Source organism: Longimicrobiales bacterium, assembly GCA_035764935.1.
In the GTDB taxonomy this organism is placed as follows: Bacteria; Gemmatimonadota; Gemmatimonadetes; order Longimicrobiales; family RSA9; genus DASTYK01.
In genome coordinates, this window is the sequence record DASTYK010000151.1 from 1 (window position 1) to 12,131 (window position 12,131).

At 69.3% G+C, this 12,131-nt stretch carries 16 protein-coding genes; 6 read left to right on the forward strand and 10 right to left on the reverse strand.

Annotated elements, in window-relative coordinates; all coding sequences use genetic code 11:
- The 8 genes from VFU06_12880 to VFU06_12915 all read right to left on the reverse strand — a co-directional run.
- A partial coding sequence (locus tag VFU06_12880; GenBank protein ID HEU5210281.1) for a formate dehydrogenase accessory sulfurtransferase FdhD occupies nucleotides 1-442 on the reverse strand: 442 nt, incomplete at its 3' end.
- A 36-nt stretch (nucleotides 443-478) separates the two neighbouring features.
- Nucleotides 479-1,621, reverse strand: a complete 1,143-nt coding sequence (locus VFU06_12885; GenBank protein HEU5210282.1) for an ABC transporter ATP-binding protein — start codon at nucleotides 1,619-1,621, stop codon at nucleotides 479-481.
- Between the two features lie 5 nt (nucleotides 1,622-1,626).
- Complete coding sequence (locus tag VFU06_12890) at nucleotides 1,627-2,346, reverse strand: ABC transporter permease (protein HEU5210283.1); 720 nt, start codon at nucleotides 2,344-2,346, stop codon at nucleotides 1,627-1,629.
- Nucleotides 2,346-3,167, reverse strand: coding sequence for a substrate-binding domain-containing protein (locus VFU06_12895; GenBank protein ID HEU5210284.1), 822 nt, complete (start codon nucleotides 3,165-3,167; stop codon nucleotides 2,346-2,348). Before VFU06_12895 ends, VFU06_12890 begins: the two co-directional genes overlap by 1 nt.
- Entirely contained in the window at nucleotides 3,149-3,637 is a 489-nt protein-coding gene (locus tag VFU06_12900) for a BON domain-containing protein (GenBank protein HEU5210285.1), read from the reverse strand. The genes VFU06_12895 and VFU06_12900 overlap by 19 nt, the downstream gene beginning before the upstream one ends.
- 10 nt (nucleotides 3,638-3,647) lie before the next feature.
- Entirely contained in the window at nucleotides 3,648-4,340 is a 693-nt protein-coding gene (locus tag VFU06_12905; protein ID HEU5210286.1) for an outer membrane beta-barrel protein, read from the reverse strand.
- Between the two features lie 241 nt (nucleotides 4,341-4,581).
- Nucleotides 4,582-5,682 (reverse strand): nicotinate phosphoribosyltransferase, encoded by a 1,101-nt coding sequence (locus VFU06_12910; GenBank protein HEU5210287.1) that lies wholly within the window; start codon nucleotides 5,680-5,682, stop codon nucleotides 4,582-4,584.
- A 16-nt stretch (nucleotides 5,683-5,698) separates the two neighbouring features.
- On the reverse strand, nucleotides 5,699-6,610 hold the full coding sequence (locus VFU06_12915; protein ID HEU5210288.1) for a DMT family transporter: 912 nt from the start codon (nucleotides 6,608-6,610) through the stop codon (nucleotides 5,699-5,701).
- Nucleotides 6,611-6,728: 118 nt separating this feature from the next.
- Here VFU06_12915 and VFU06_12920 point away from each other — a divergent pair, with 118 nt between their 5' ends.
- Both VFU06_12920 and VFU06_12925 read left to right on the forward strand, forming a co-directional pair.
- Nucleotides 6,729-7,004, forward strand: a complete 276-nt coding sequence (locus VFU06_12920) for an Lrp/AsnC ligand binding domain-containing protein (GenBank protein HEU5210289.1) — start codon at nucleotides 6,729-6,731, stop codon at nucleotides 7,002-7,004.
- A 33-nt stretch (nucleotides 7,005-7,037) separates the two neighbouring features.
- Entirely contained in the window at nucleotides 7,038-7,817 is a 780-nt protein-coding gene (locus VFU06_12925) for an enoyl-ACP reductase (protein ID HEU5210290.1), read from the forward strand.
- 12 nt (nucleotides 7,818-7,829) lie between these two features.
- On the opposite strand, the gene VFU06_12930 is transcribed toward VFU06_12925, so the two are convergent.
- Complete coding sequence (locus VFU06_12930; GenBank protein HEU5210291.1) at nucleotides 7,830-8,591, reverse strand: hypothetical protein; 762 nt, start codon at nucleotides 8,589-8,591, stop codon at nucleotides 7,830-7,832.
- 78 nt (nucleotides 8,592-8,669) lie between these two features.
- Between VFU06_12930 and VFU06_12935 the strand changes: the two genes are divergently transcribed.
- The 4 genes from VFU06_12935 (at nucleotide 8,670) to VFU06_12950 (ending at nucleotide 11,432) form a co-directional block, all read left to right on the forward strand.
- Nucleotides 8,670-8,891, forward strand: coding sequence for a hypothetical protein (locus VFU06_12935; GenBank protein ID HEU5210292.1), 222 nt, complete (start codon nucleotides 8,670-8,672; stop codon nucleotides 8,889-8,891).
- Between the two features lie 5 nt (nucleotides 8,892-8,896).
- The gene (locus VFU06_12940; GenBank protein HEU5210293.1) at nucleotides 8,897-9,142 is read left to right on the forward strand and encodes a hypothetical protein; all 246 of its coding nucleotides are present in this window, start codon (nucleotides 8,897-8,899) and stop codon (nucleotides 9,140-9,142) included.
- Nucleotides 9,143-9,240: 98 nt separating this feature from the next.
- A complete protein-coding gene (locus VFU06_12945; protein ID HEU5210294.1) occupies nucleotides 9,241-10,395 on the forward strand; it encodes an aminotransferase class V-fold PLP-dependent enzyme in 1,155 nt (384 codons plus the stop codon).
- A complete protein-coding gene (locus VFU06_12950; GenBank protein ID HEU5210295.1) occupies nucleotides 10,392-11,432 on the forward strand; it encodes a C40 family peptidase in 1,041 nt (346 codons plus the stop codon). The genes VFU06_12945 and VFU06_12950 overlap by 4 nt, the downstream gene beginning before the upstream one ends.
- Before the next feature lie 245 nt (nucleotides 11,433-11,677).
- On the opposite strand, the gene VFU06_12955 is transcribed toward VFU06_12950, so the two are convergent.
- A partial coding sequence (locus tag VFU06_12955; GenBank protein ID HEU5210296.1) for a LysM peptidoglycan-binding domain-containing protein occupies nucleotides 11,678-12,131 on the reverse strand: 454 nt, incomplete at its 5' end.

Genomic DNA, 12,131 nt, shown 5'->3' on the forward strand with positions numbered 1-12,131 from the left:
CGATCAGGAGTGCAGCGCCCAGCACCTTGTCGACCGCGTTGTGCCGCCCGATGTCCGTCTGGATATGGAGCAGTCGCTCACCGTCACACAGTGCGGCAACATGGACACCCCCGGCCGGGTGCCGCTGATCGCCTGCACGGAACAGCTCCCGCAACATCTCGTGCAGTGCTTCCTGTGGCGGCGGATGTGGATGTGCGCGGCGATCCCGGCTCAGCGTTTCGTGCGCTTCGGCAGGACGCACCTGCGCGTGCAGCACGATCGTGTCGTCGCGCTCGGTCACGTCGATGGCAGCGACACGCCGCCCCCCGAGCACACCCTCCGAGAGCAGCCGCCCTGCCGCGAGCGCGTGCAGCGCGCCGGGCGAGCAGGTGCCCTCGAAGCTGCGCTCGCTGTCCACCCGCAGGATGAAGCGCCGCTCTTCGACCGCGTACCGGGAAACCATGGGGCAGAATATACGGGGTGGAGGTGGGCGCTGCATTCAGGCGGGGAACACGCGCAGCGCCGTCGCCTTGAGGTACGCCGTGACCCGTCGGCCGGGTGCCAGTTCCAGCGCGTCCGCGCTGCCCCGCGTGAGCAGGGCGGCCAGTGGCGCGCTTCCTTCCAGTCGCACGCGCACCAGTCCGCCGGTCGGCACGACGGCGCTCACGCTGACCGGCAGCCGGTTCACTGCGCTCGTGGCGACCTCCAGGTCGGCGGGCCCCAGCGTGATGTCCTCCGGACGGTAGGCTACGTGCACGCCGGCACCGGGCGCAGGCTGTTCATGCCCCTCGGCCATGCGCCCTCGCAGGACTGCACCGCCCGCCAGCCGCACGTCCAGGAGTCCTCCGTCCTCGATGCCCTGGACGACCCCGTCCAGGAGCAGCTCCGCACCGGTGAACGCCGCGATGAACGACGTCGCAGGTGCGCTCACCAGTTCGGCCGGAGTGCCTGCCTGTGTGATGCTGCCGCCCTCGATGACCGCCACCCGGTCCGCCAGCGCGAACGCCTCGCCGGCGTCATGCGTCACCACGATCGCCGCACGCGCATGGGCGCGCACCAGGTGCTCGAGATCCTCACGGAAGCGACGCTGCGCCGTGACATCCAGATTCGCAGTGGGCTCATCCAGCAGCAGCACGTCCGGCTGCAGCACCAGCGCTCGCGCGAGCGCGACGCGCTGTGCCTCGCCCCCCGACAGCGAGTCGACCGGCGAGTCTGCGAGACCGGCCAGGCCCAGCGCATCGAGCACCGGTGCACATGCGTTCACCGCGTCGGCCCGCCCCACGCCCCGCGCCCGCAGACCATAGGCGACGTTGGCTCGCACGGTCCCGCGGAACAGCCAGGGGCGCTGGAACACGCCTGCAATGCGACCTCGGGCCGCCGCATCCTGCGGCCCGACTTCCTGCCCGTCGAGCAGCACCCGGCCCGCATCGGCAGCCTCGACCAGCAACAGAATGCGAAAGAGCGTCGACTTGCCCGCACCATTGGGCCCGAGCACCGCAAGCACGCGGTTGCGCTCCAGCTCCAGCGACACGTCGCGCAGTACCGTGCGCTCGCCATACGCACGGGTGATGCGTTCCGCGCGCAGCAGCGGTGCGTGCTGCGGGCCGCCAGGAATTGGCTCGTCCACCGGGGCCAGCGCCATCCGATTCATGCAACGGGACGGTGCACGCCTGCACGCACGCGTGCCTGCTGCGCACGCGTCAGCAGCGCGTTCACGACAAAGGCGAGGAAGAGGAGCACCAGCCCGAATGCGAGCGCGGTCGCGAAGTTGCCGCGTCGCGTCTCGAGGACGATGGCGGTGGTCATCACGCGCGTCTCGCCCGCGATGTTGCCGCCGACCATCATGACCGCGCCCACCTCGGAGATCACGGCGCCGAACCCGGCGACTACGGCAGCGAACAGCCCCAGCCGGGCCTCGGCCAGGTGCGTGAGCAGCGCGCGCGTCCGGCTCGCACCCAGGCCGCGAGCCTGCAGGCGCACGTCGCGCGGCACGGCCTGTACCGCCGCCATGCTGATCCCGGCGACGTACGGCGCGGCGAGCATGGCCTGCGCGATGATCATGGCCGCAGGCGTGAAGAGCAGCTCGAGGTGACCGGCCGGACCGGAGCGCGAGAACACCATGTACACGAACAGGCCGACGACTACGGGGGGCAGCGCGAATCCGGTGTGGATGATGGCGATCGCGAGGCCGCGTCCCGGGAACCGGAGCAGCCCCACTGCGATCCCGACGGGCAGCCCGATCAGCAGGCCGAGCAGCACGCCCGCGCCGGAAACACGCAGCGAGAGGAGCAGGATCTTCCAGACGTACGCGTCGCCGCTCAGCAGCAGCCGAGCGGCCTCTCGCAGGCTGTCCAGGAAGACGTCCATCAGTCCGCTGGCGCGAGCGGCTCGAAGAGACTGCGACCGAACTGCTCCGCACCGAACGTACCGATCCGTCGCTGGCCATCCGCCCCGGCAAGCCAGCCAGCCAGCGAATCGGCGCCCGTGCGGTTGCGGCCGCGCGCCGTCGTGATCACGGAGTAGACGTTGCGCAGGCCATCGTCGCCTTCGACGAGGACGTCCAGCAGCAGGCTGCGCGACAGCGCGAGGTACGTCGCGCGATCGCTGATGGTGTAGCCCGCCCGCTCGCTCGCGATGCGCAGTGCTTCGCCCATCCCCTGGCCGATCTCCATGTACCAGGTGCCCGCGGGCTCGACGCCCGCCTCGCGCCAGAGCGAGCGCTCGCGAGCGTGCGTGCCGGAATCGTCGGCGCGCGACACGAAGGGAGCCGCGGCGTGCGCGATGCTGCGCAGCGCATCCGTGACCGGCTGGCCCCGGACGCGCGCCGGGTCAGCAGCCGGGCCGACCAGCACGAAGTCGTTGGCCATGATCGCGGTGCGTTCACGGCCGTGGCCCTCAGCCATGAACTGCTCCTCCGCCCGGGGCGAGTGCGCAATGACGACGTCCGCGTCCCCACGCTCCGCCAGCGCGAGCGCCTCGCCGCTCCCGACGGCAATGACTTTGACAGTGTATCCGGGATGTTGCGTGGAGAAGGCCGGCAGCAGCGCATCGAGCAGTCCGCTGTCCTCGACGGACGTCGTGCAGGCGAGGATGACCTCGCGCTCGCGGGACTCACACGCGACCGCGAGCGCAATCAGGCAGGCGCAGAGCAGCGCCTGCCCGCGTGACTTCAGTGCTCTTCCCGGGATCGCGTCCCCTCCGGAGTCGGGCTGTCCGGCGGCTCGTACGAGTAGCCGCGCTCGATCGCCTCACCCATGTCACGCGTGCCGTACTGCTCCGCGGCGCGATCTTCCATCAGGTGCTCGGCAGAGTCCTCGGTGCGGTCTGCGCCGCCGCTGGTCGCGCGCTCGTCCAGACCCTCCATGACCGCTTCGTCTGCGGCGTCCGGCTGCTGGTCGCGCAGCCCCTCGTCGATGCCGATGTTGCTGGTCACATCTACGACACCGATCTCGTCGGTGATCACCTGCTCGATGCGCTGCAGGTCGCCTTCCGTCCCGACGCGACCCGTGAGCGTCACGGCACCCGCGACCACGCGCACGTCGATGTCCGTTTCTTCGATCAGCGCGTCATTCGCACGCAGCCGCTCGTAGATCAGGTCGCGCAGCTCACCGTCCGTCAGCTCCCCGAGATCGCGGGTGTCCTCGTAATCGTTCACCATGGCGGACTCCTCAGAAATGCACAGAGATTCCCGCCGACATCACCCAGTTGCTGACCCACTCGTCTTCCGAAAGCTCGCCGCGCGGCGCCGCAAGGACGAATCCCGCTGGTGTCGGCAGCTTCCAGAAGGCGTCGCGCACATCCGCGCGCAGCGACAGACGATCCGTGAGGTACAGCTCGACGCCGGCTCCCAGCTCACCGGCGAAACTCGTGCCGAAATCGTAGCGGTCGTCGACCGGCAGCTCCTCCTCCTCCTCCGTCAGCGAGGAGATGTCGACCACAACACCGCCGCCCGCGAGCAGAAACGGCTGCAGCCGGTTCCACGTGCGGGCACCCGTGATGTCGAAGCGCAGCGCAGCCGTCGCCGACAGCATCTGCGCGTCGGCCTCCACCAGGAACGAGCGGTTCTGTGCATCACCCGCCAGCGTGTCCACCGCAAACGCGTCGCGCGTGCTCGGCATGAAACCGATCGTCGCCTCGGCCTTGAACGGACCGCTGATGCGGATCGAGTAGCGCGCACCGAACACCGCGGCACTCCTGGGACCCAGCTCCAGCGGGTTCTGCCCGGTCGACACGTAGCCCGCGTAGAGGCCCACGGACTGGCCGGGCTCGATGAAGCGGTACGGGGAATCGATCCGCTGGGCCGATGCGGCAGCGGGCACCAGCGCGGCAACCAGGGCAAACAGAGAAAGACGGCGTATCATGCGCACGTGTACCGGATTCAGAGTCATGGGGCGGCCAAGCTAGGCGCGCCGCGCGGCAGGCCGCAAGAAATCACAGCCAGCGGAAGCGCGCGGTTCCTCTACCGCCCCGATCCGCGCCGCGTTCCCGCGATGTGCCGCCGTTCCCGCTGTTCCACCCCGGCCCCGGCCCCGGGCCCAGGGCCCCGGCCCGCCTCACGATCCTGGAGCCCCGCCCATGCCCAGGCACGGAGGCCCGCCCCACCTACTCCACCCGCTCCAGCCGCGGATTCTCCACGTAGCGACGTCCCGCCTTCGCGACCTGCCGCCCCTCCACCTTCACGACGTCCGCCGTGAAATCGTAGCGGTCCCGCAGCAGGAACGAACCGACGCCGTACGAGTCCACCGGCACGCCCGCTTTTTCGAACTCCGCGATCTTGCCGTCGTCGAAGCCCCCCGACGCAACGATCCGCACGTGCTCGAAACCCTCGGCGTCGAGCGCGTCACGCACGTTGTGCACGAGCCGCGGAATCACGCCCGTCGGCTTGAATGACCCCATCATCGGCAGGATCGAACGGTCCACCATGGTCTCGGAGGTATCCAGCCGCACGCCCCAGAGGCGATCACCCAGGGCGCGCGCGACATCCAGCGACGTTTTCACCGAGTCGTTGTCGAAATCGACCAGCGCAATGATGTTCACGTCCGGATCCACGACCTCCGCGAAGGCCTCCGTCGCCCGCACGGTGTCCCCGTCGTAGGCGGCGATCAGCGCGTGCGGCACCGTACCAATGCCGCGCGAGCCCCACCAGGACGCCTGTGCATCCGTCGAGACGCCGATCGCCCCGGCGATGTGGGCGGCGTAGCCGTCGCCCGTCTGCACCAGCCAGTGATCGTGCCGCGCAGGGAAGAACATCACCGGCTTCGGCCAGGCCGCGACAACCACGCGTCGGGTATTGGTCGCCACCTTTGTACGACGGGACAGCACGCCCAGGTACAGCGTCTCGAGGTGCGCAAAAGCCTCGTACGGGCCGGTGATGTGCATGACCGGCTCACGAGGTGTGACCTCGTCGCCGTCGCGCAGTGACAGTACCTCGAGGTCCGTCCAGGCGTACCCCTTGCTCAGGCACTGCTTCAGGATCGCGATCGCCTCGTCCGTGCCCCCCAGCCAGGCGTGCTTCTTCTGGAAGACCTGCATCGTGACGACCGTCTGCCGGTCGTGCGCGCGCAGGATGTCGCGGGCGTACACGAAGTACTTGTCGGAGTAGTACCCCTCGCGCATGCGCTCGACCGGGAGTTGGAAGATCGCCGGATCGAGCCGCACGGCGGGCCGCAGCGGCGGCGGCGGGCCGTGGGCAGGTGTCTTCATGGCGCGATTATACCGGTCAGCGGCGTGTCTGCGCGAGCGCGACGCCCCCGATGATGATGGCGGAACCCAGCAGTTCTCCGGCCGTGGGCACCTCGCCCAGCCAGATCCACGCGACCAGCAGCCCCACCGCCGGCACGGCGTTCGAGAACGTGGCCGTCCGCGTGTTTCCGATGATGTTGACGGCGTGATACCAGATGAGGTAGGAGATCCCGATGCTGAGCGCGCCCGCGTAGAGGATGCCGCTCCACACCGCCGGCGTGAGCGAGCCTTCGGGCAGGGCCACGACCTGTCGAGCGCCGATCACCACGAGCATGGCCGTACCGACCCAGAGCGTCCATGCCGTGACAGCAGTCGGCCCGTACCGGGCGAGGAGCGGGCGGGATCCCACGGTGAACATCGCCCACGACGCCGAGGCGGCGACCATCAGCAGCGCCCCGGTCGACGTCGCGCTGCTGGCGGCCGCCATGGCGCCGCTCTGCTGTACGACCAGCACGATTCCGGCAAACGTCGCGATCACTCCGACCCAGGTGCGGGGTCCCACGCGCTCGTGACCGACCGCGGCGGAGAGCAGTGCAGTCAGGATCGGGGATCCGGCCAGCAGCACGGCGGCGATGCCGGCATCGGTGCTGTCGAGGCCGAAGATGAAGAACTGCTGGTAGAGCACGTTGCCCAGCAGTGCGAGCACGATGATGCGCGAGATGTCCTGCGGCGCGGGCCAGGGGATCGGGCCGCGCAGACGGAGCACGATGAAGACGGCGATGGCGGCGCAGGGGAAGCGCAGGGCATTGAACGCGAGAGGCGGCACGGATGCGAGCGCGACCTTCGAGACGGAGAAGTTCGCGCCCCAGATGAGCACCATCAGCATCAGCAGCACATACGCCCGCGCGACGTGCTCGCGTGCGGGCGGTGCATCGGTCCGGTTCGGCATGCGCGCGGCAAGATCGGCGCGCGGCCGGTGGCCCGCAAGTCGGCTTGCGGGGCGTGGCGCGCGGGGCGTAGCTTCGCCCCCGTTCGCGCAGGAGAGGCGGCAACGCGGAGGTTCACGAATGGTGGCGGCGGTCGTGCTGATCCGGGCGGATCGAGAGCACATTGCCTCGGCGGCCCGCGAGGTTGCCGGCATCGACGGCGTTGCGGAGGTCTATTCGGTCTCGGGGGACTGGGACCTGATCGCGATCGTGCGCGTCGCGGAGTGGGAGCGCATTGCCGAGGTGGTGTCGGAGCACCTCGCGCGTGTGCCCGGCATCGAGCGCACGAACACGCTGGTGGCATTCCGCGTGTACTCGAAGGCGGATCTCGGTGCCGCGTTCGACATGTTCGAGTAGACCGGGGCGACCGGTCCAGGTAAGGGGAACGATATGACGGCTGGGCGCCTGTTCGAGAACAAGCGGGTGCTGGTCTTCGGGCTGGCGAACGAGCGCAGCATCGCATGGGGAATCACGCAGGCGATGCATGCGCAGGGCGCGAAGTTCGTCTTCACGTACGCGGGTGAGGTGATGGAGCGGCGGGTGCGCCCCCTGGCCGAGAGTGTCGGCGCGGAGCTGATCCTCCCCTGCGACGTGACGGACGACGCGCAGATCGACGCCGTGTTCGAGGAGGTCGCGAAGCTGGAGGGCGGACTGGATGCGGTGGTCCACTCCGTCGCCTATGCGCCGCGTGAGGAGCTGGAGGGCGATTACGTCAGCACGACCCGCGAGGGGTTCCGAACCGCGATGGACGTCAGCGTGTACTCCCTCGTCGCGATTGCGAACCGTGCCGCGCCGATGCTCGAGAAGAACGGCGGCAGCATCGTCACACTGTCGTACTACGGCGCAGAGAAGGTGGTCCCGCACTACAACGTGATGGGGGTGGCCAAGGCGGCGCTGGAAGCATCGGTGCGCTATCTGGCGGCGGATCTCGGGCCGCGCGGCGTGCGGATCAACGCCATCAGTGCGGGCGCGATCAAGACGCTGGCATCATCGGCGGTCAAGGGAATCCGCACGCTGATGGGCCACATCGAGGAGAAGACGCCGCTGCGTCGCAACGTGACGCTGGACGAAGTCGGCAACGCGGCCGTCTTCCTGTGCAGCGAGATGGGCGGCGGCGTGACCGGCGAGATCATCTACGTGGACACCGGCTACCACATCCTGGCGGTGTAGCGGCGGGACGCGTTACTCGCGCCGGTCGCCGGGCGGTACGTGGGTGGGGGGTGCCGCAGTCGCATCCTCCGGCAGTTCCCGCACCTGGCGCAGGTCGTCGGTCCGCCGTGCGGGATGCAGCTTGCTGCGCTCGTAGTAGTCGCGCGCGATCTCCGCTGCGATGTCCTTGCCGCCGAGGCCGAATGCGATGCCCGCGGCGAGGGCGGCCGCGCCGACGACAGCGATGAAGAAGACGAGCACGATGTCCTGCGCGATCTCGAGCTGGTCGAGCGCCATGAACGAGGCGAGCAGGATGATCGCGGCCTTGGCGACGCGGGCGAGGTTGCCGGCAGCGCGCAGCGAACCGGTGGAGGCGAGGACGAGATCCTTGACGAACTCGCCGAGCAGCAGGCCGAGCACGAGGACGAGAACGGCCGAGATCACGCTGGGGATGTAGTTCAGCAGTTCGGCGAACAGCGTGCTGACGGCGGCGATGCCGAGGGCGTTCGCGCCCAGCAGGATGACGAGGAGCATGACCGTCCAGAACGCGAGCTTCGCGATGACGGTCGACGGGTCCAGGCTGGTACCGGCGCGCTCCAGCGCTTCGGTGACGCCGCCCTCGCGCATCCAGCGGTCGAAGCCGACGCGGTGCAGGGCGAGGTCGGTTCCGCGCTCGATCATCTTGGCGATCGCGAAGCCGACCATCAGAATGCCGAGGGCGGCCGCCAGGCGCGGCAGGAACCGCATGATCTCGGCGATGCCTTCGTTCAGCCGGTCGGTCAGGGAATCCTGCATGCGTGCGCGCATTCTCCGGGTGGCGGGATGTGTGGGAACGCTGCCGGGTTTCGCTTACGGGCGCAAGGGGAGCAACGGATGCGCAGGTTCCGCGACGTAGACGGGCGGGAGTGGGACGTCGTGCTCGGGCGCGAGTCGTGGGGCGCACTGCTCGCGTTGTTCGTGCCCGTCGGGGGCGGTACCGTGATGCAGGCGCCGCTGCGCAGCGACGGGTACGACGCTGCACAGCAGGAGCTGGACACGATGGAGGACGCCGCGCTGCACGAGCTGCTGCGCGACGCTACGGAAAAGGAAGGCTAGAGCGGATGGTCACGTTCCAGGACGCATCGGGCGAGCGCTGGGTGGCGGGTGCCCGGGAGGAGAACACGCCCCGTCATCACGGGCGCTGGTACATGATCCTGCGCCCGGAAGCGGATCCGGAGGCCGTGCTCGCACTGCCCGAGGTGCGCTGGCAGACGCGCGCCACCGCGGAGCGCACGCTCGAGACGATGTCGGTCTTCGAGTTGCGGCGCCGCCTGGACATCGCGCGGCGCCGCGCGGCCCCGGCGTAGCAGTTTGCCGCTGTTCGCCACCGGCTACAGGGGGACCGGCCCGCGGACGGAGGCGTCAGCAAGAGGGAACGGCGAACGTGGCGCAGATGCAGCCGGATATGCGGGTTGAGGCGCTGATGATGGCCGAGTTCGAGGCGCTCGCCGGCACCTGCTACCTGAACACCGCCTCGAGCGGCGTGCTCCCGGAGCGCAGCCGCGCCGCGCTCGAGGACGCTCTGCGCCGCCGTTCGGCCGGCCGGCTGACGGAACAGGACTTCACACCGGCACTGTCCCGTGCGCGCGCCGCCGCAGCCCGGCTCCTCAGCGCCGCTGTCGACGAGATCGCGCTCGTGCCGAACACCTCGGTCGGGCTCAACCTGGCCGCGAGCTTTCTGCTGCAGCGCCGCGCCGAGGGAGATGATCGTCCGGCGATCGTGGTCAGCGATCGCGAGTTCCCGGCGAACGTCTACCCCTGGCTCGAACTGGAACGCAGCGGCTTCCGCGTCGAGGTCGTGCCCTGCGATGCGTTCGGCCGCCCCGACGAGGACGCGCTCTGCGCTCGCATCGATCGCGACGACGTCGCCCTGTTCGCACTGTCCGCGGTGCAGTTCGCGACCGGGTGGAGCGCCGATCTGCCGCGCTTCGGTGAGATCTGCCGGGGCCGCCAGATCTTCTTTTCGGTCGACGCAATCCAGGGCGCGGGCGTCGTACCGCTGGCACCGCGGGCTGCGCACGTCGACCTGCTCACCGCAGGCGGCCAGAAGTGGCTGTGCGCGCCGTGGGGCACCGGCTTCGTCTGGGTGCGCCGCGAGCACATCACGCGGCTTCGCCCCCTGCACACCGGCTGGCTCGCCTACTCCGCGACCCAGGACTTCGCGACGTTGACGTCCTACGATCGCGATCTCCTCGACGACGCACGACGCTTCGAGGTCGGGTCCCTGCCGTACCCGGAAATGCTCGCGCTCGCACACTCGATCGAGGTGATCCTGGAAGCCGGCGTCGAGAACATCCGCGCCCACGTGCGGGCACTGCATCAGCCGCTGATCGAATGGGCCGCCCACCGTGGCGTGCTGTCGCTGCTGGACGACGCGCATGCGTCGGGCATCCTGTGCCTGCGCACGCCCGCGGCCGATCATGCGTTTGCCGCGCTGCAGCAGGCCGGCGTGCAGTGCGCGACGCGCGAGGGCGTGCTGCGCATCTCGCCACACCTGTACAACAGCAGCGACGACATCGATCGTGTGATCGAAACGCTCGACCGCGTGATACCGGAATGAAGAAGGTCCAGAACATCATCGAACGGATCCGTGCGGAGCACGTTCCCGATTTCCGCTCCGGCATCTTCGACATCAGGCTGGAAACGCGCGACGGCCAGCTCGTGCTCACCGGCGAGACGACGGACATCGCGGCCGCCGAGCGGCTCCTGGCCGAAGCCGGCAAGGCGGCCGGCGGCCGCATCATCGACGAGATCATGCGGCTGCCGGACCCCGCGCTCGGGACCGGCGTACACGGCGTCGTGCGCGCGGCCATCGTGCCCGTCTACCTCGATCCCGCACTCCCCGCCGCCCAGATCTCCCAGCTCGTGCTCGGCATGCGTTTCGACCTGCTCGCACGGCGCGGTGACTGGCTGCGCGTGCGGGCCGAGGACGGCTACCTGGGCTGGATCCACGAGGGCTACGTCCGGCTCGGTGAGCGCGAATGGGCCGAACAGTGGGAGCGCGGATCCTACGGCGAGCCCGTCGTCTCACTCGGCGCCGAGCTGGTCGACGACGACGGCAACGCGCTCGCGCGCCTCCCCTGGGGCGCACGCGTGCTCCGCTTCGGCAGCACGTACGAGCTGCCCGACGGACGCCGCGGCACGATCGGCACCGGTGAGATCATCGACGTCGACCGCCTCGCAGACCGTTTTCCCGCCCGCGGCGACAGCATCGCACGCACCGCCCGCCGCTGGCACGGAACGCCCTACCTCTGGGGCGGCGTCACCATGAGCGGCGCCGACTGCTCCGGCTTTGCGCAGGCCGTCATGTGGATGCATGGCATCGCGCTCCCCCGCGACTCCGACCTGCAGGCCCGCATCGGCGTGCATGTCGAGCCCGGCAACGATTTCAGCTCCGTCCGTCCCGGCGACCTGCTCTTCTTCGCCGAACATTCCGCCCGCGTCTCGCACGTCGCGATCTCACTTGGCGGCGCATCGATCATCCACTCCGCCCTGGGCAACGGCGGAGTCGCGGTGAACGCGATGACGGGGGACCTGGATTTCGAGAACCGACTGCGGCGACTGTTTACCGAGGTGCGGCGGCTGCTGCCGGATTGAGAGGTCCGGCTCGGGAACGAATTTTTTTCACCGCAGAGTCGCGGAGGGCGCTGAGAACGGCCTGGAAAGGATCTTCGTCCACGCTCTTACTGCGGTGAACGAAACGCATGCAAATTTGTAGCGGCGGTGTGCAGAGTGGCCCGTGGAAATGCGCACCTTGACTGACGTTTGCCTTACCGGTGCGCGAGGTCGGTCGACGAACCCCTCCGCGTCCTCCGCGCCTCAGCGGTAAATAGATTCGTTCACTACGGCAGCCGAACCGTCTTCCCCGGAATCAACCGTCGCGGCTCCAGCCCCGGATTCGCCGCACGCAGCGCCCGCACCGTAAGCCCGTAGCGCTTCGCGATTCCCTCGAACGTGTCGCCGGACTGGATGGTGTGCGTCGACGGCCGATCCGTCGCAGGCGCGGCGTCGCTTGCAGGCGGCGCGGCCGGCGTCGTCTGCGGTGCCTCGGTCGGCTCCGTCACGTTCGGCTCGCTCGGCTGCATCGGCTGTTCGCGCGAGACGTTCTCGCCGAGGACAGCCGGCCGGTCGAGCGCAGCGAGGCGGGCGCCGATCCCGTCCTCGATGCGCTTGGCGCGCCAGGTGGACGGGACGTTGTTGCTGATGATCGAGAACGCGATGCGCTCGCCATTGGCGGCGCGCACGTATCCCGACAGGGCCGAAACGTGATTGATCGTGCCCGTCTTCGCGCGCAGG

Coding starts and splice junctions, on each gene's coding strand:
- VFU06_12950 (HEU5210295.1), top strand. CDS start 10,392: ATGAAGAAGGTCCAGAACATCATCGAACGGATCCGTGCGGAGCACGTT.
- VFU06_12910 (HEU5210287.1), bottom strand. CDS start 5,682: ATGAAGACACCTGCCCACGGCCCGCCGCCGCCGCTGCGGCCCGCCGTG.
- VFU06_12905 (HEU5210286.1), bottom strand. CDS start 4,340: ATGATACGCCGTCTTTCTCTGTTTGCCCTGGTTGCCGCGCTGGTGCCC.
- VFU06_12940 (HEU5210293.1), top strand. CDS start 8,897: ATGGTCACGTTCCAGGACGCATCGGGCGAGCGCTGGGTGGCGGGTGCC.
- VFU06_12890 (HEU5210283.1), bottom strand. CDS start 2,346: ATGGACGTCTTCCTGGACAGCCTGCGAGAGGCCGCTCGGCTGCTGCTG.
- VFU06_12945 (HEU5210294.1), top strand. CDS start 9,241: ATGCGGGTTGAGGCGCTGATGATGGCCGAGTTCGAGGCGCTCGCCGGC.
- VFU06_12925 (HEU5210290.1), top strand. CDS start 7,038: ATGACGGCTGGGCGCCTGTTCGAGAACAAGCGGGTGCTGGTCTTCGGG.
- VFU06_12915 (HEU5210288.1), bottom strand. CDS start 6,610: ATGCCGAACCGGACCGATGCACCGCCCGCACGCGAGCACGTCGCGCGG.
- VFU06_12935 (HEU5210292.1), top strand. CDS start 8,670: ATGCGCAGGTTCCGCGACGTAGACGGGCGGGAGTGGGACGTCGTGCTC.
- VFU06_12920 (HEU5210289.1), top strand. CDS start 6,729: ATGGTGGCGGCGGTCGTGCTGATCCGGGCGGATCGAGAGCACATTGCC.
- VFU06_12900 (HEU5210285.1), bottom strand. CDS start 3,637: ATGGTGAACGATTACGAGGACACCCGCGATCTCGGGGAGCTGACGGAC.
- VFU06_12930 (HEU5210291.1), bottom strand. CDS start 8,591: ATGCAGGATTCCCTGACCGACCGGCTGAACGAAGGCATCGCCGAGATC.
- VFU06_12885 (HEU5210282.1), bottom strand. CDS start 1,621: ATGGCGCTGGCCCCGGTGGACGAGCCAATTCCTGGCGGCCCGCAGCAC.